The organism is Paraglaciecola aquimarina, from assembly GCF_032464635.1.
Lineage (GTDB): Bacteria > Pseudomonadota > Gammaproteobacteria > Enterobacterales > Alteromonadaceae > Paraglaciecola > Paraglaciecola aquimarina.
Map to the genome: position 1 here is coordinate 3,865,755 of NZ_JAWDIO010000002.1, position 15,708 is coordinate 3,881,462.

The following is a 15,708-nucleotide window of genomic DNA, read 5'->3' on the forward strand; positions in this document are numbered from 1 at the left end:
AGAATAGCAAATCATTGCACAAAACGTAAGCATACAAAAAGTATCAACATCCATAAATAGGATAATAACTCATACGCTAGAAGGCCTAGTGATTGCACTAAAAGTTACCGATAAAACAAAAGTTAATTTAAATCTAGCATACACCTAGTTTTTTAAATCACTACGAGTAGAATAATTATCAACTAAGTGATTGATAAATAAACGCTGTTTGAACGTTTAGCTGCTAACTTCTATAGAGTCCATTAAAACATGCTAAAAAATATACGACTACATATTGAAAAAGATGAAGATAAACAAAAGTTACTAGACGAAAAGTTAGCCGCCATAATCGTAGAACGTCAGAAGAATAATATAAACAGCTTTGCCCGCAACATTCCTTCCCTAATGCCGATATTGAATTCATCTGACTTACAAAGCCACTCTCTTTTTTGTAATAAATTTGGTGAAATAAACATAGTTGATTATGGCTTAGGGCGAACACTTTATGGTTTTCATCCCAAAGAAGAAATACAAAAACAACTAAAATCCTTCGAACAACATGCACCTTACATTTCATTATCAGCAGAACAAGGAAAGTCGTCTTCTCAACAGTCAGCAGAGCGTTCAACCAAGCTCAACTCTAGTCAAGGGTATCTTGATTACACTGCTTGTGAGCCTGTATCTGATGAGATTGAATGTGTAGTGGTATTAGGCTGCGGTTTAGGCTTGCACATATTAGATCTGGTGCAGAACAAGAATATTAAATACCTCATAATTTATGAACCACAAGCCCAGTACTTTAAGTGCTCTACGCTAGTCACTGAATGGAATGAAATTTTTGAAATAGCCAAAATCAAAGGTACACAGTTATTTCTGCAAATTGAAAAGGATGGACGAGACTTAGTTAGTGATTTAGAAGAATTAAAAGCCCACACGAATGTTCAGGGCTTTTATTTATATAAACATTACAATCATTCAGTATTTAATAGTTTATGCCAAGAACTCACCTCAAAATCTTGGAACACACTCATAGAGCAAGGCATTAGTTTTACCTTAGACGAAAATTACAATCAATACGTACCCATTTGGACGCCACCGATCGAATTAGACAAACATAAAGATGTCTCTAAAAACTCAAGTTTATTCAATAGAAACTTATTAGCTCTGAAAAAGTATTTCCCCGATATATTTAAAGAATTTGAAAATTATCAAGTTAAAACGTGGATCCCTATCGAAAACCAAGATGGTGAAATTAATATTATTAAACAGGACTCGCTTAACACTTGGTACGGAGAACATCCCCGCAAAGATTGTGAGTCAAACTTTAATAATTTTAACGAACAACCCAACAAAGACGGGTTAGTTTTAGGGTATTCAGGTACCAAACTGGCTCATTACATCCACTATCAATTTGTTAAAGAAACGGAGAAACTACTAGAGCAAGCAGAAAACGAAATTGGCGCCCTACCCGATAATGTTGCTTCAATTATTATGTTCGGGGTGGGCGTGGGTTATCAGATAGAAAAATTACTTGCAGAGCACACAGTCGAAAAACTATTTCTATGTGAACCCAACACAGACTTTTTTACGCTTCTCTATTTGCCATTGACTGGCAAGCAATATTTGAAAAAATTGACCAATCTGATGCACGCATCTATTTAAATATTGGTGATGACGGTACAAACTTATTTAGAGATTTACTCAGCCAGTTCTATGCTATTGGCCCCTACATCTTAAACAACACCTACTTTTATCAAAGTTACTACAATGCCTCCCTAAACAAAGCGATTTCACAGCTACGAGAACAATTACAAATTGTTATCTCAATGGGAGAATATTTTGATCATGCCAGATATGGAATATGCCACACTCGTGAAGTAATTCGTCGAGGCGCACCAATACTCAGGAAATCTCCGGCTCAAGAATTAACAGCCGACGACAAAGATGTCCCTATTTTTATCGTAGGAAATGGTCCGTCTTTAGACATGTCGATACCATATATCAAAGAAAACATGTCTCAAGCGATCGTTATTTCCTGCGGTACGGCCTTAATGCCTCTTAGTAAAGCCGGAATAACCCCTGACTTTCATGCTGAGATCGAACAAAACCGTTCAACCTTTGATTGGTGCAGTAGAATCGGAGATACAAATTATCTAAAAAATATCAGCCTACTATCCTGCAACGGTATCCACCCTGATACCTGTCATCTATTTAAAAACGTATTAATCGCGTTTAAAGATGGTGAATCATCAACGGTATCTGCGTTGAACCTACTCGGCGAGCAAAACTTCGAAGTGCTAAAGCACGCATTCCCAACCGTCAGTAATTTAGTATGTAACCTAGTTAGTCGAATTGAATTTAATAACATTTATTTAATTGGTGTTGACCTCGGTTTTGCCGATGTAAATCACCACCACTCTAAAGATTCAGGATATTACGATGATAGTGGGCAACAGTTGTACGATTATGCTGAGAAAAATAATACTTCATTAATAGTCGCTGGTAATTTTCGACCAACAGTTAACACCAAGCACGAATTTAAAGTGTCTAGGCAGGTTATAGAACAAGTGACAAATGAAAAAAACAGAAGTCAGGTAATGTATAACTGTAGTGATGGGGCTAAAATTAAAGGAACTATCCCATTAAGGTTAGAGAATATTTTACTGACAAACACAGTATCTTCAAAAAAAGTTACGATTCAAAAAATACAGAATAGTGTTTTTCAACCCGTTGTTGGGAAAATAGATTTTCCACAAATGTTCGACAATCAGTATTCCATCGACGTACTAAGAGACGAATTCAAAGAACTACAAAACACAGTTGATAGTACTAAAGCAACGGCTGCCGATATACAAAAATTACTCAGCACTCAAAAGAACATACTTTTTAACTCTTATCGTTCAGGTAAGTCACTGTTGTTTTATCTATTATACGGGACGGTAAATTACGCCAATGCGTTTTTAAGTAAAATGCTAGCCTCCAGTGATGGCTCAACTAGAAGCCTAGAAACATTAGAGAAATCATTATTGTTATGGAAAGAAGGCTTAGAAAATATTGCTGAAGATTACTTTACTCGAATGAATGATTATGACTCGTCATCTTCATTCATGAATATTCGTATTAACAAAATTTTACAGAATTTAGAGGTAACTCATCAGGTCGAATGCATTGATAATTACCCTTCAGAGACATTTAGACAAGCGTACTTGCAACTTTTCAAATTGCCACCGTGCAAAAGTAAAAACGAGGGTCAACCCAGAGAATTAGTTATTTTCGGTCGTGTTGAAAACAACTTGCAACAATTACAACATCCTAATTTGAAAAGGATTTTTATTGGGAGTATAGGGGGAAAAATCCTCTGTTGCATCACATATCCCCCACTACGGACGCTGTTACTAGCTTATATTGGTATAATTGGCACAAACCACTATTAGAAATCACTCATCACGACGTAGAAGCTGGAAAACAGCCATTTATGCATCCTATTTATCATCCTAGGCTTATGTCTATAATGCGTAAGCATCTTGATAAACCTGCTTTGTATATCCCCAAGTTAGCATTTTTAGAATCAGAAAATGTATTACCTGTAGCAGATATACAAGAATGCTTAGATAGGGTGCATGACATAAAAGCCTTTATTGAGTTTGATTTATATCTATTTATTCCCTTAATTGAAACAGGGTTAGAAGAGTTAACTATTGATATTCGTGGTAATCGAGGAAAGATTCATTCTGGCAATGTACTCATTGAACACATGTATTACTTAATCGACAATGAGACATATATGAAAAGAGTTAAGCTACTAAAAGACACGGTCGATAACCAATAAAAGCTTTAATAAATAGGAAATAAATTGGAAGAGCATAGTTTTGTCAAATTTGTAACGGGCATTGATCTGGTTTATTTATCTAATCCCAAAGTGGCTAGTAGCAGCATAAGTTACATGCTGATGATGCAATCCTATTTGTCACAATCTGATATTGGCGAACATAGTGAATTAGGAAAGGCAATAACAAACAGGCGTCCTATAACCAAACCCTATCCTAAATTGCCTATATTTACTTTTGTTCGCGAGCCAATCGATAGGTTTGTCTCTTATTACAACAATAAATTTGTGAATGCCCCAACGAATGGGTTTGAACTTAAACATTTAGATAGACTAGGATTCAGTCCTACTATGTCAATTGATGAAGTAGTCAACCATATGCTAGATATTCCTGTCTACAAAATGGAACATCATGCACAGCCGCAGTTTCGTATAGTATGTAAAGACAATAACCCAATTGCTGATTTTGTAGGAAAAGTTGAGAAAATTGCCCATGAATGGCCAGTCTTAGCCAAACTATCAGGCCAGAATTTGCAATTGGGTTTATTCAGAAATAAAACGTCAAATAAATCTTTCAATACTGAAGATATAAGCCCATCAACCCTTTTAAATTTGTATAAATACTATGAAGGTGACTATCTCTTATTTGATTACCCATTACCAAACGGCATTCCAGAAGACTATGACCAAACTGCCATTACTCATACTCCAGAAAAAGAAGTGCTACAAAAAATAAAAATAGAACTAGATAACCGGAAAGAGCATTTGCGACGAACTGCTGAAAGGTTAAATAACGCTGATTCATTGAGGGACTACAAAAAGAAAATGACAGAAAGGTGGCGTCAATTTAGCGTAGAAGAATATAGAACATGCATCTCATCTAACTAATTCAGGATTATTAAGCGCTAATGAATGAAAATAAAAATTCTATAGATCTTCGGTCACTTCAAAAACTATCAGACCAATATATAACCAGTGATTATAAAGTAAGTATATTACCTTTTTGGACGCCATCGACCAATTTTAGTTTGTTATTAGACCTTAAAGACGTTGATACATTAAAAGAAATATTGACGTCAAATAGAACTGAAGTCGATTACGATGCACTGCCTTAGTCAGAAACTATCTGCCCCACGCGTGACTATCGCTGTGCCATGTTTCAATGGAGCTCAAGCGCTACCTATTTCTGTAAATAGTTTACTTGCTCAAACATATCATGCAGTTAATTTGCTAATAGCGAATGATGGTTCAGAAGATGAAAGCCTTGAAATAATTAAAAAATTCGCAGCAGCAAACAATAAAATACAATATTTGGATTTACCAAGAAATAACGCAAGTAAAACAAGAAATATCATCCTCGAAAAAGCTAAAGATTATGACTTCCTGTGCTGGTGTGACTGTGGCGACGAATTACTACCAAACGCTATTTTCAGCATGGTTTACCAAGCTCAATTGAAACAAGTGAATGGCAGCGAAAAAATAGTTGTTTTACCTTTAAGAGAAATAAGAACCCCAAACGGAAAAAAATGTTTTACCTCAAAGATCTCTAGGTAAGGGTTTGAATGCATTAAAACGCCATCTTACCTTTCTCAATCCTGTCAGCCTCCATCAAGGCGGATTAATTTCTAGCCAAGCTATTTTATCGGTTTTAGAAAACTCGCCTCATATGTACGAAGAAAACCAGCAAAATGGTCCCGATTTTTTAGCTACCACAAAATTATTATCACAAGACTCAGAAATAGTATCGACCACAACACAATTATCAATTTATAACATTGAGGAAAGCACCTCTGAGCTTGGTGAAAAAAACAACAAAATTATTACCCGCTACCCTGATTTTATACAAGGTATGGAAAACCATTCTTACTATTTTGATCATCACCTTGATAATGTCCATTTTAAGAATAATGCGATCGGCACACACTATTTACGCCGAGCCATAATGTTAGAAAATGCCGGTGATAGCGCTTTAGCTAATGATGCTTATATGAGGTCAAAGAGTTATACTCAGTGGGCGCAAAGAGTACTGGAGTTAAGTAAAGTCTGTGAAAAAGTTGATGATGTGGTTCGTTTATACGAATTATTCGATAGCTCGCCTTCAGCATACTTAGAAATTGATTTTTTCAATACTACGCTGGTTCTACACAAAAAATCACGATACTTCGCCGTTTACTGACTCATGGTGAATATGAGAATGATCTACTCGATAAAGCTATCGAGTTAATTGACAAATATAACATACAAACCATGTTCGATTTAGGCGCTTCAGTAGGGTTATATAGTGCGATTATTGCTAAACATACACAAGTGAAAGAAGTACACGCATACGAACCTACCCCTCTCACTACGATTTATTATCTAGGACTCAACAAGCGAATAACCTACAAGGCAAAGTGCATACTTATGAAAAAGGCGTTGCGGACTTTAACGGGCAATTAACGTTAGCCATATCAAATTCATTTGGCGGTGCCAATCGACTAATTAATGATGCCGATGTAGGAAAAAGCATCGATTTACCAGAAATACATCACGGCAAAAGTCTAGTTCATTATGACAATGTAGAAATGATCGATGTCATTAGTTTAGATCACTGCCATAACATAAAAAACGAAAGGCTATATTTAAAAATTGATATAGAAGGGGCAGAATTGCCCGCACTAATAGGCGCAAAGAACTTATTAACACAAAATGAATGTGTGTTACAAATTGAAGTATCTCCCAGACAACAACCTGAGATTAAACAGTTTTTAGAACAAAATAATTATACCTATTTAGAGACGATAAACAGAGATATGTTCTTTTATAGCATGACTTTACTTTCTACTGAGACTTAATACCAATCACAAATTGAAATGTCGCCATTAAAACCCTGTTTTAGTTCTCCGGTAGGTAAATAATCTGATAGCGCTTCAATATCCCCATTGCAAAAGCCAATATCCGGTAAATTTTGGATGGTTTTTTTACGCACAATGACACTAATATTGTAAGCATATTTTAACACCGCCGCATCACGACAATCGAAGCCAGCCAATACCAAATGGTATAATAATAAGCCCCCATTCCATAAACTGACATGCCCCCTACAATTTCATGCTTTAGTGGAGGAACGGTAATAACCAGAATACCATTTTCCTCTAATAGAGAGTGGAGCTTGCGTAAAAAAAGGTTAGGGTTTAATTGGTGCTCAAGTACATGGGAGCACCATAACGCCTCATAAGGCTCTGCTGATTGGTATTGCATTACGTCTTCAAACACGAAATTAACATCGTGGTATTCGGCTGTATTAAGGTCTGGATGTTGGCGGTAATCTAAAGCAGTTACCGTTTTTTGTTTCGACTGAAATGTCGGGTATGCCAGCCAGCACCACAGCCAACATCAAGAATAGTATGAAACTCAAAATCCTTAAGTAGCTTTTGCATAGCTTGACCTGAAGTAGAATACTTTAACAAATCAGCATACTGCTCATCTAATTTTTCAAGGTAAGATCGATCATTATCATTAAAGTAAAACATAAATAGGTCCAAATTTAATACTTGTTTGTTGTAGAGTAATCGGCTGTATAACTAGATACATTATCTAAAATTAACACTTTGCTATAAGAGAGAAGTAATATTTAGATTTTTCCCTATAGAATTCAATTGAACTTTAATTTCATGATTATATTTAAAAGCGCAGATAACAACATTGTCCCCATCAACTAAATCTAACGGAGTAAGAACAGAAATATCATCGATCTCCACAATATTTTTCATTGTCAAAGCCTTATCAACAATCCCTCTTACCGGAACACTTAATTGGGGTAATATGAGTTTAGCTACAGTTCCATAGCCGTATAGAACTACTGATTGATACTTGTTAACCGCTTCAATATTTCGACCTAAATCAACTAGGGACTGATAAACCAGTTGCGCTTCCTGATCCGCAGATAAAGCAATTGTGTTTTTAGCAAATTTTTCATAAGCGTAAAAAGCATCAAATTTATGCCGCAAGAAATTATCGTAATGATAATAGCTCCACGTTGAAGTTAAGTCAGTCAGTTGCAAGACGTTAATCCAAAACTGTGCATCAAAGAAACACTCATAAATATTGACGTAATTGTCGTCAATCGGTGATTTATAAAGACATACAACCTGTTTATTAAAATACTTAGCTTCTATGAGTACAGATGACGATACTGCTATTACAGTCTTTACGTTTTTATTCGACATCAATTCATATACATTCACATTTTGCAGATATACTAACTTTTCGATATTTAGCCCACTTACTATTTTGCTAAAGTCTTTTTCTGGCATAAGAGGATGTTTGATTAAGTAAACTTTTTGATGGTTTGCAGCAATGTCCCGGATACGCGCCTTGTAATCGAGCAAGTTAAGAAACTTAGTGCCTTTCTGACACGCTTTATCAATAAAAAGTTGACCTATTATAAGTGCGCTGTCCGGCTCTATTTCAATATCATTCAACATGAAATTGTCACAATGTTCTGATAACAACTCAGCCTGTTGGTAAAAAAAGCGTCAGGAGTACGATTAGAGATTAAGTGCTTTTGAATTGAAGCGACATTTGAATAAAACGAAAACATAACATCTTTGCAAAATCGCAATGGAGAAAACCATATATCAATATAGCTTATGCCTAAACAGTCAAAATAGTGTCGAGATTGCGGAGATAACTCATAAGCTATTAACAGGTCTACACCAGCCAAATAGTCAATCACTAACTCATTAGACTCAACACTGTTAATATCTGGTTCAACAAAATTTACCATTTGATTCGGATAATCTTGATTGATGAGTTCAAAAAATTTCTTTATGGGAAATACATGTGTTAAATCAGAATCTAAGGTTGGATTCATACCTAGATTAGTCAGTATTTCGGCTAAAAAATGTAATTTTTCGACACTCTGCTTACCAACATGGGCTTGCGTCGTTAGAAAATCATAACTTATTAAAATATGCTTCATTAGATGAATAGGACACAAGAATTACTTCTCAGCTCTCCACTTTGTTATAACCTGTCTGTAATGACGAACAGTCTCATTTAAAAACAGTTTGTCTGTAAATAATTGACTAACGATATCTCGACAACTTGAAAATAATGTACCTGAATCAGCAATTTTTATAGATTGCATGAACTCCAACATTTTAACTTTTAATTCTTGCCAGTCCCCTGTTTTCACCAAAATGCCTTGGCTACCATTTGTTATCATCTCGACAATTCCACCCGTTGCATAACCGTAGACAGGCGTCCCTGCAGCCAAAGACTGTAATACAACCAGAGGGAAGTTATCCGCTTTACTGCAATTCAAAAAAATATTCGCGGAGTTATAGCAAACATTTAGTTTATCTGGGTCTTGAACAAAGCCTGTGAAAAAGCACTCAACACCTTTAAATAAGGCTTTATCTTTTTCTGAAATTTTACCAACAACCAAAACCTGAAAATCGGCATCCACATCTTGCAGGATCCTAATAGCGTCATCCATTCCCTTAAAACGATCATTAATACTATAAGCCAATAACAAGATCGTAAATTTAGCAGGATCCAAGCCTAAGCGAGTTCTACTTTCTACTTTACTCTTAGGATAAAAAGTTTTGATATCAACACTATTGTGAATTACCGCCACTTTATTTTTGTCGATACCCGCCGATACAGCCATATTTTTTATAAATGTGGAGGGCGCGATATAACTGACATTTTCTTTAAATAACCTCTTTTTAAGATGCAATTGAAGCGACGTAAAATCAAACTTACCCGCGATAGGCCATTCATCACGTTGGGGACATTTACCGCATTGAAGTTTAAAACGTTCGCACCCCAACGAATTTATACATCCTCCGGTAAAAGGAGAGAAATCATGCATTGTCCAAACAACGGGAAAATATTTCGACAACATACCAATTGTAATGGGCGAAATTGCAGTAGTCGTATCGTGAACATGTATAACGTCAATATTTAAACGGAACATTTCAGATTTAAGGTGCAAATATTCCCATGGCAATAATTCTTGTCCCCCCAATTTTCGCAGCCTATGGTCGATGTATTTTATTTTACTTTCATACTTTCCGTAGATGCTACTTTCATTGGCATCGTAACCATATTCTTTATCGCGTCGAAAGTGATGACAAAAATGTCCACTTTGTCGAAGTAAGTTAGCTAAATTAGTGGCAACTTGACTACCGCCTCCTCCTAAGCGTGACGCTTTAGAAATGAGTGCAATTCTCATTAATCATTTCTTCCGAACGTCAACTTGGAGTGATATTTGACAGGCAAAATCACAGGCTAAGTACCTCAACTATTCCCTGCGGGGATTTCTGCGATTGTTCATAAATAATTCTAGAAATTTCATCTTTGTAAGCAAATGAAGATATTAATATTCTTTTACAGCCTTTTTTCAACGCTGTATCTAAACTAATAACCTCATAGCCAGAAACAGTATATTGGTCACAGACCTCCGCTTTTCTGTCAATTAAAAACTCGACATGTAAGTCAGCTTTTTCTATATATGGGAGTAACTTTTCAAAGAACAAACCCGCACCATAGACAGAGAAGTGAGTCCATTTTTCTGTCTCTAAACGTTCGACTAAACTTAGTACATTATTATCTGTATCCATTGACATAAAGCCGGACTGCTTTATAAGAAACTTTTCTGATAACAGTGTAATGATGGCTTGGGGCCAATGAATTTTTCCAATTTTAAGTTTGAAATTTTGGCAAAACTCTAGATGAAAATTAGCAACGCCATATTGCTCAACATCTTTCAGTTGAGTTGCGGTAACTATCGGATAGGCAACATTTGAACCAAAATTATCCTGATGAAAAATACGCGTAAACAACGCAGATTCGTCTTTAGTAGGAAATTGAATATAACGATACAATATCGGAATGACTTGTTGGATCTCGATACAACCGAAGCCTAATTCATAATGCGTCAAGAAGTACTTTTCAACTCCACACATAAAATCTTGCACACTATTCGAATTTTCTACCAAAGCGTCTGCAACAATTGGCGAACCGACTTCGTCATTTTCATACCCTAAAGTCGTCCCGCAATCCCCGACCAAAAAAGGTTCTATACACTCTGGTGAACGAGAAAATAACAAGCGCAAGTCTCTGACATCCGTTTTGGCATCGAGAAAACTCCTATAGTGAGTTGTACTCGCATAGCGATATATTCTTTGCGATGAATATAACAACAGATTAGCTGCGCTCTTGGTATTTAAAATCAACTCAATTTGATGTTGAATAGTCCCCCCATTACCTAAATCAACGACAGTGCAATTTTCAAAGTTATCTCCGATATTATGAGCGTAATAGCGGATGAATAACTCCTTCTGCATAGCGATGTTTTGTTTGACTGTTTGGCTATTTTTTCTTGCCACTTCAGTCAACTGTTTTAACAAATTCTGTCCCTGATAATACAAACCATCAGCATTTCGCAGTAAGACTTCGGCATGAGATTGCAGCATGCCATCTGGTTTTAATAAAAAGTCTCGATAAAAGTCATCGACTGTATAGCCACGTCTTTGCACCAGTATATACAGCAAATCCTCAAACCAAGTATCAGACTCTATATTTATCGATGGCCAAAATGTGGATTTACGTGATGCATAAAGCTTTTTAACGTTAATGTTCGATACATTACGTTGTTTCAAGCGAGTTTCAATTAAAGGAGCAAATACCTCAGCTTCTCGCATCAGGCACAAAATACAAGCACTTCCTGCAGCTATGGTTTTATCAATTACCCAATCAGAAAACGACAATAAAATCGGCCCCCAAACCAAAGAACCGATACTAAACGCAATAGGTTCTGAACGGGCTTTAAAGTGTGTTGATGAAAGCATTCTCGCCGAATTGAAATTTTGCGTTTCAGAAAACAGGCGACTTTCTAAACCCCAAATAGCTTTAATGTCCAATTCAGCAGACAGATATTTTGCTTGAAGTTTTTTTGTTTCGGCATGTTGAAATCCGAAACAATATTATCTCCAAGATGTAACCAGCCAGACTTATCGATTTTTTGTTCGTTGGCTAAGTGCTCAAACAATAAACCCGAAGATTTATTCAGTTTGTACTCAGAAGAAACATGTAACGGTAAAGATTGTAACAGCGTTGAATTGTGGAAGAAGCAATCACGTATTTGTGTTCGGCTAAGATACATATCAGAAATTAAAATCACTTCGATACCATCATCACGAAGTAACTCAATAAATTTCTGCATAGGCTGATAGATAAAGCCGACTTGTTTTTCAACCTCTAACTCTGCTAGTTTTAGTTTTTTATTGACAGCAGATGAAAATGGCAATTCTGTGTATATATCTTCAAGTGTGACTTCACCATATACAGCCTGTCGCCTTAGTTGGGTTTCAATATTTACTCTAAGTTCTTTAAACTCTTCGCATCCCATAGGCCACTCATTTTCGTTTCCATAAGCTTGCAAGGCCATTGAAAATACATCTGTAGGATGGGCCACTTTTCTAAAGACAATCGTATCAAACACGTCAATTGAGACTAATTTGATCTTTCCCTCGTGTATAAATTTAGCGATAGAATTAAGTAACTCTGACATATTAGAAGAAACCTTTCGTCATGCTTAGAACCAACATTTGAAAACCAATTTCACGTTATTCATTCAAAATAGTTAACATCAAGAATTTTCTGCATCGCTTCTTCACTAGGAATGATAGTCGGATTGTCTACCGCACCATCCCATGTTTTAACTGGCACTTTCCAGTTTCCATAGTGTTCTTGCAAAAATATTTCAGGATGATCAGGAAATAACATCTCACCAGCAGTGGTCGATTTAATAGAACAAGGTAAAAAACCTTTAGTACTAATAACATTGGCGGCAGGCTCGAACCAGAAGGTTTTTTCACCGCGTACATAATGCATAATAAAATCGAACATCACACCGTCTTTATACAATTGCATTGAACCCACAACCCTCCCCTGAGTGAATTTCAAAGGTGGCGTACAGTGCCAGTTTTTACCAAAACGGGCTTGCAAAAAAGAGTCGGTTTGAGCAGGGCCGTAATAAACACGGTTATCAATAGTATGGGACTGAGCGGGAAATAAGGGCTTATCAAACCAATGTTCACAATTAAGATCACGCCAACCAAAACCTTTCTCGTGTTCTATATATAAAAAGAAATTGACTCGCCATTGGCCAGTCACTAATAAAACACTTTTGATCTGCTTGTTACTATAACTTAACGACACCTCACCCATTGTTGCCAAAATCTGCAACAACTTGTTCAATTGCTCAGGCCCTTGAGGATTAATTAACACACCCAGGGTATCCGTTTCTGCAAACAAACACTTGTCTCTATACAGATTGAGCAATGCGCCGCCAATGATACAATGTTCAGTATTGTGCTGCTTTAGCACATCAGTTAGCGCTAACAATAAGTCTAACCCTGCGTCTAATTCTTTTTGCGGCCTGACGCCTAAATGATGTACTCGGCATTCATAACCAAGTTCCCGATACACGGGCTCTAGTGCAAGTGTGGCTGCGATATCTCGTTCAAATACGGCAAAGTCTAAGTCTTTATCCCAAGGTAGAAAATCACCATCACGGACCATACCTAACAATGAGCCACCAATTAAAACCGCTTCAATTGCAGATTGATTAGATACATCTAATACTTCTCTGCATACTTGATGAACGTTGGCGTAATCAGAATAAATCTTATTTAAGTTATATATCATAAAAGGACTACTCTATGGCCTTAACTAAATCTAATACACTATCTAAACCCTGTTTAATTTTCTGGATAGAAGCGCTATCTATTTGTGATAGAGCTTTTTTCAAATCAGTGGTTGAGATGCTGGGTGTTCTGGGTAAATATACCACTTCGCAATAGGCGTTTAATTCATCAAATTTCCCTTGCCAATCGGCTCCTATACCAAAAATATCGACTTGATGCGTCTGAATATCAGATACTTTTTGTGCCCAGTTATCTTCTGCTATCACTTGGTCAACACAGCCTAACGCAGCGACTATTTTTGCCCTTTCTGCATAACCGTAGATACATTGTTTGCCTTTTAATAAATTAAATTCATCGGTAGACACACCGACAATCAATTTGTCTCCAAGCTCGGCTAAACGCTGCAACATATTCACATGACCAATATGTAACAAATCAAAAGTGCCATAGGTAATAATTGTTTTCATTTAACTCTCAGCGGTAAATACGGTGGCAGACTTAACGTCACTTAACGACCAATCTTTTTGCGGAACTTGCCACTCACCATAATGCCGTTCTAAGTATGCTTCAACATGGCTAGGTAAATTAACTACACCACCTGCAAATGGATGACTTTGAATAGCACTAAAATGTTTAGCCGGCATTCGAAAACCACGAGAAGCTAAACAATAGTCCATGTAATCTCCCTGAATATACTTAACAAAAAAGTCGATACCGGGAAAAGCACCAGCGTCGTCATTAGGCAGTAATTTAAGGGCTCGAATTGCGCCAATCGGCACCGCTCCGTAGGCTTGTTGATTTACATATTTATGTAACGTCCACGTCACACCTGTTAGTGCAAACAGTTGGGGTAATTGTTGCTCTATCACCGCTATGCTGTGATCCAGATAATTGGCATCAATAGAAAAATCTAAATCGTCATCCCAAGGAATAAGAGCATTATCTCGATACACACCTAATAACGTACCAGCATCAATATAATGAGGCACCTCAAGAGAGGTTAAATTTTTAGACAGGGTCAGTAACAACTCTACTGCGGTTTGCCCTTGCCGATGAGAATTTTCTAATTGTATGGGCTTTATCTGTCTTGCAGGCAATACTTCCACTTTTATTTGTGGAACAAGTTGATGCAATTGCTTTTCTATTTGCTCAAAAAACTCACTAGCAATCAATATTTTATCAGGAGCCAGCGCTGCGATATCTGTTGGAGAAACAATGGGGATACCCTCAATGTTCGCGCCATACTTTTTGCTATCATTATCAACAAACGCCAAAACATCATAGTGTTCAGATATAGCAGACAGTGCTGAACGACCAGACAAACTTGCGCCGAATATCACAACTTTTGCCCCTCGGTTAAGGGTTTTCTGCATATATTTATCCTATTTAAATTCAGCGGCTAATTCATATTATAATTAATTATCGGCTTACACTGATTTGACTTTAATCGAACAAAAGATCTAAGCCGTACTACCCGCGTCGACTGTCATCACTGTGCCGGTAATTGACGATGATTTATCACTCAGCAAAAATATCACCATGGCCGCTGCATCTTCTACTGTGGCTAATTTCCCCAAAGGACTGCGGCGTTTAATGGTAGCCAATTTGTCACCTTGCAAGCTATCTGTCATGTCAGTTTGCATATAACCTAGCGCCACACAATTCACCGTAATACCGGCTTTACCTACTTCTCTGGCTAACGACTTAGTAAACCCCTCAAGGGCTGCTTTACTGGCGGCATAAACACTTAAGCCATTAAATCCCGTCTTAGCAATAATCGATGAAATATTAATAATGCGCCCGGTTCGATTCAGTAACATAGAGCGCAATAAATATTTGCTCAATAACATAGGCGATTGCACATTCAATCGCATTACATTGTCTATTTCGTTATTTGGCATAGTTGCTAAAACGCCGTCGTGCCCTACAGCGGCATTATTAATTAAGCCATAGGGTCTGCCAAACTGTTTGATGATTTGCCGGCAAAGTGCAGGGATTTTCTCTAGATCAGAGAGGTCAGCTTGTATAAAATGGCAATGCTCAGGTGTCGATTCGGATAATGCCTGCAACTCAGCAGAGAGCGTTCTCGCGATAGCCACCACAGCATAACCGGCGGTTAACGCTTGTTTACAAATCTCCAGGCCCAAGCCTTTGCTTGCACCCGTGACGATGACATAATCGGTCATGCTTTTACTTCCTGTT

The 15,708-nt window shown here is 37.0% G+C and carries 18 protein-coding genes and 1 pseudogene; 7 read left to right on the forward strand and 12 right to left on the reverse strand.

Features of this window, described 5'->3' with window-relative positions:
* Positions 1 to 249 precede the first annotated feature (249 nt).
* The 7 genes and pseudogenes from RS130_RS19060 to RS130_RS19090 form a co-directional block, all read left to right on the forward strand.
* Positions 250 to 1,745 (forward strand): annotated as a pseudogene (locus RS130_RS19060) (6-hydroxymethylpterin diphosphokinase MptE-like protein); the annotation flags it as partial.
* Positions 1,746 to 1,805: 60 nt separating this feature from the next.
* Positions 1,806 to 3,413 (forward strand): motility associated factor glycosyltransferase family protein, encoded by a 1,608-nt coding sequence (locus RS130_RS19065; RefSeq protein WP_316028097.1) that lies wholly within the window; start codon positions 1,806 to 1,808, stop codon positions 3,411 to 3,413.
* A 77-nt stretch (positions 3,414 to 3,490) separates the two neighbouring features.
* Positions 3,491 to 3,808 (forward strand): hypothetical protein, encoded by a 318-nt coding sequence (locus tag RS130_RS19070; protein ID WP_316027227.1) that lies wholly within the window; start codon positions 3,491 to 3,493, stop codon positions 3,806 to 3,808.
* A 24-nt stretch (positions 3,809 to 3,832) separates the two neighbouring features.
* Positions 3,833 to 4,693 (forward strand): sulfotransferase family 2 domain-containing protein, encoded by an 861-nt coding sequence (locus tag RS130_RS19075; protein ID WP_316027228.1) that lies wholly within the window; start codon positions 3,833 to 3,835, stop codon positions 4,691 to 4,693.
* A 249-nt stretch (positions 4,694 to 4,942) separates the two neighbouring features.
* Positions 4,943 to 5,359 (forward strand): glycosyltransferase family 2 protein, encoded by a 417-nt coding sequence (locus RS130_RS19080; protein WP_316027229.1) that lies wholly within the window; start codon positions 4,943 to 4,945, stop codon positions 5,357 to 5,359.
* Positions 5,360 to 5,363: 4 nt separating this feature from the next.
* Entirely contained in the window at positions 5,364 to 5,981 is a 618-nt protein-coding gene (locus RS130_RS19085; RefSeq protein WP_316027230.1) for a hypothetical protein, read from the forward strand.
* A gap of 148 nt (positions 5,982 to 6,129) precedes the next feature.
* Positions 6,130 to 6,639 carry an FkbM family methyltransferase gene (locus RS130_RS19090; protein ID WP_316028098.1) on the forward strand — a complete coding sequence of 170 codons (510 nt, stop codon included), beginning with the start codon at positions 6,130 to 6,132 and terminating at the stop codon, positions 6,637 to 6,639.
* On the opposite strand, the gene RS130_RS19095 is transcribed toward RS130_RS19090, so the two are convergent.
* From RS130_RS19095 to RS130_RS19145, 12 genes are all read right to left on the reverse strand, one after another.
* Complete coding sequence (locus tag RS130_RS19095; protein ID WP_316027231.1) at positions 6,636 to 6,836, reverse strand: hypothetical protein; 201 nt, start codon at positions 6,834 to 6,836, stop codon at positions 6,636 to 6,638. The two genes, RS130_RS19090 and RS130_RS19095, sit on opposite strands and share 4 nt — an antisense overlap.
* Positions 6,800 to 7,174: a class I SAM-dependent methyltransferase gene (locus RS130_RS23945; RefSeq protein WP_428982872.1), complete on the reverse strand. Its 375-nt coding sequence runs from the start codon at positions 7,172 to 7,174 to the stop codon at positions 6,800 to 6,802. Before RS130_RS23945 ends, RS130_RS19095 begins: the two co-directional genes overlap by 37 nt.
* The gene (locus tag RS130_RS19100; protein ID WP_316027232.1) at positions 7,123 to 7,317 is read right to left on the reverse strand and encodes a hypothetical protein; all 195 of its coding nucleotides are present in this window, start codon (positions 7,315 to 7,317) and stop codon (positions 7,123 to 7,125) included. The genes RS130_RS23945 and RS130_RS19100 overlap by 52 nt, the downstream gene beginning before the upstream one ends.
* Before the next feature lie 81 nt (positions 7,318 to 7,398).
* Positions 7,399 to 8,271, reverse strand: a complete 873-nt coding sequence (locus tag RS130_RS19105) for a polysialyltransferase family glycosyltransferase (protein ID WP_316027233.1) — start codon at positions 8,269 to 8,271, stop codon at positions 7,399 to 7,401.
* Positions 8,265 to 8,768, reverse strand: coding sequence for a hypothetical protein (locus RS130_RS19110; protein WP_316027234.1), 504 nt, complete (start codon positions 8,766 to 8,768; stop codon positions 8,265 to 8,267). Before RS130_RS19110 ends, RS130_RS19105 begins: the two co-directional genes overlap by 7 nt.
* 21 nt (positions 8,769 to 8,789) lie before the next feature.
* Positions 8,790 to 10,028 (reverse strand): glycosyltransferase, encoded by a 1,239-nt coding sequence (locus RS130_RS19115; protein ID WP_316027235.1) that lies wholly within the window; start codon positions 10,026 to 10,028, stop codon positions 8,790 to 8,792.
* Positions 10,029 to 10,077: 49 nt separating this feature from the next.
* Positions 10,078 to 11,646 (reverse strand): hypothetical protein, encoded by a 1,569-nt coding sequence (locus RS130_RS19120; RefSeq protein WP_316027236.1) that lies wholly within the window; start codon positions 11,644 to 11,646, stop codon positions 10,078 to 10,080.
* A gap of 44 nt (positions 11,647 to 11,690) precedes the next feature.
* Positions 11,691 to 12,368, reverse strand: coding sequence for a hypothetical protein (locus RS130_RS19125; protein ID WP_316027237.1), 678 nt, complete (start codon positions 12,366 to 12,368; stop codon positions 11,691 to 11,693).
* Positions 12,369 to 12,427: 59 nt separating this feature from the next.
* Positions 12,428 to 13,507, reverse strand: a complete 1,080-nt coding sequence (locus RS130_RS19130; RefSeq protein ID WP_316027238.1) for a LicD family protein — start codon at positions 13,505 to 13,507, stop codon at positions 12,428 to 12,430.
* 7 nt (positions 13,508 to 13,514) lie between these two features.
* The gene (locus tag RS130_RS19135; RefSeq protein WP_316027239.1) at positions 13,515 to 13,973 is read right to left on the reverse strand and encodes an FAD synthase family protein; all 459 of its coding nucleotides are present in this window, start codon (positions 13,971 to 13,973) and stop codon (positions 13,515 to 13,517) included.
* Positions 13,974 to 14,879 (reverse strand): LicD family protein, encoded by a 906-nt coding sequence (locus RS130_RS19140; RefSeq protein ID WP_316027240.1) that lies wholly within the window; start codon positions 14,877 to 14,879, stop codon positions 13,974 to 13,976. It lies immediately after the preceding gene.
* An 87-nt stretch (positions 14,880 to 14,966) separates the two neighbouring features.
* A complete protein-coding gene (locus RS130_RS19145) occupies positions 14,967 to 15,692 on the reverse strand; it encodes an SDR family NAD(P)-dependent oxidoreductase (protein WP_316027241.1) in 726 nt (241 codons plus the stop codon).
* Positions 15,693 to 15,708 lie beyond the last annotated feature (16 nt).

What these genes read in the sequence shown, in the direction of transcription:
- RS130_RS19065 (WP_316028097.1), top strand. Translation starts at nt 1,806, where the DNA reads ATGGGAGAATATTTTGATCATGCCAGATATGGAATATGCCACACTCGT.
- RS130_RS19070 (WP_316027227.1), top strand. Translation starts at nt 3,491, where the DNA reads ATGCGTAAGCATCTTGATAAACCTGCTTTGTATATCCCCAAGTTAGCA.
- RS130_RS19100 (WP_316027232.1), bottom strand. Translation starts at nt 7,317, where the DNA reads ATGTTTTACTTTAATGATAATGATCGATCTTACCTTGAAAAATTAGAT.
- RS130_RS19105 (WP_316027233.1), bottom strand. Translation starts at nt 8,271, where the DNA reads ATGTTGAATGATATTGAAATAGAGCCGGACAGCGCACTTATAATAGGT.
- RS130_RS19110 (WP_316027234.1), bottom strand. Translation starts at nt 8,768, where the DNA reads ATGAAGCATATTTTAATAAGTTATGATTTTCTAACGACGCAAGCCCAT.
- RS130_RS19115 (WP_316027235.1), bottom strand. Translation starts at nt 10,028, where the DNA reads ATGAGAATTGCACTCATTTCTAAAGCGTCACGCTTAGGAGGAGGCGGT.
- RS130_RS19120 (WP_316027236.1), bottom strand. Translation starts at nt 11,646, where the DNA reads ATGCTTTCATCAACACACTTTAAAGCCCGTTCAGAACCTATTGCGTTT.
- RS130_RS19125 (WP_316027237.1), bottom strand. Translation starts at nt 12,368, where the DNA reads ATGTCAGAGTTACTTAATTCTATCGCTAAATTTATACACGAGGGAAAG.
- RS130_RS19130 (WP_316027238.1), bottom strand. Translation starts at nt 13,507, where the DNA reads ATGATATATAACTTAAATAAGATTTATTCTGATTACGCCAACGTTCAT.
- RS130_RS19135 (WP_316027239.1), bottom strand. Translation starts at nt 13,973, where the DNA reads ATGAAAACAATTATTACCTATGGCACTTTTGATTTGTTACATATTGGT.
- RS130_RS19140 (WP_316027240.1), bottom strand. Translation starts at nt 14,879, where the DNA reads ATGCAGAAAACCCTTAACCGAGGGGCAAAAGTTGTGATATTCGGCGCA.
- RS130_RS19145 (WP_316027241.1), bottom strand. Translation starts at nt 15,692, where the DNA reads ATGACCGATTATGTCATCGTCACGGGTGCAAGCAAAGGCTTGGGCCTG.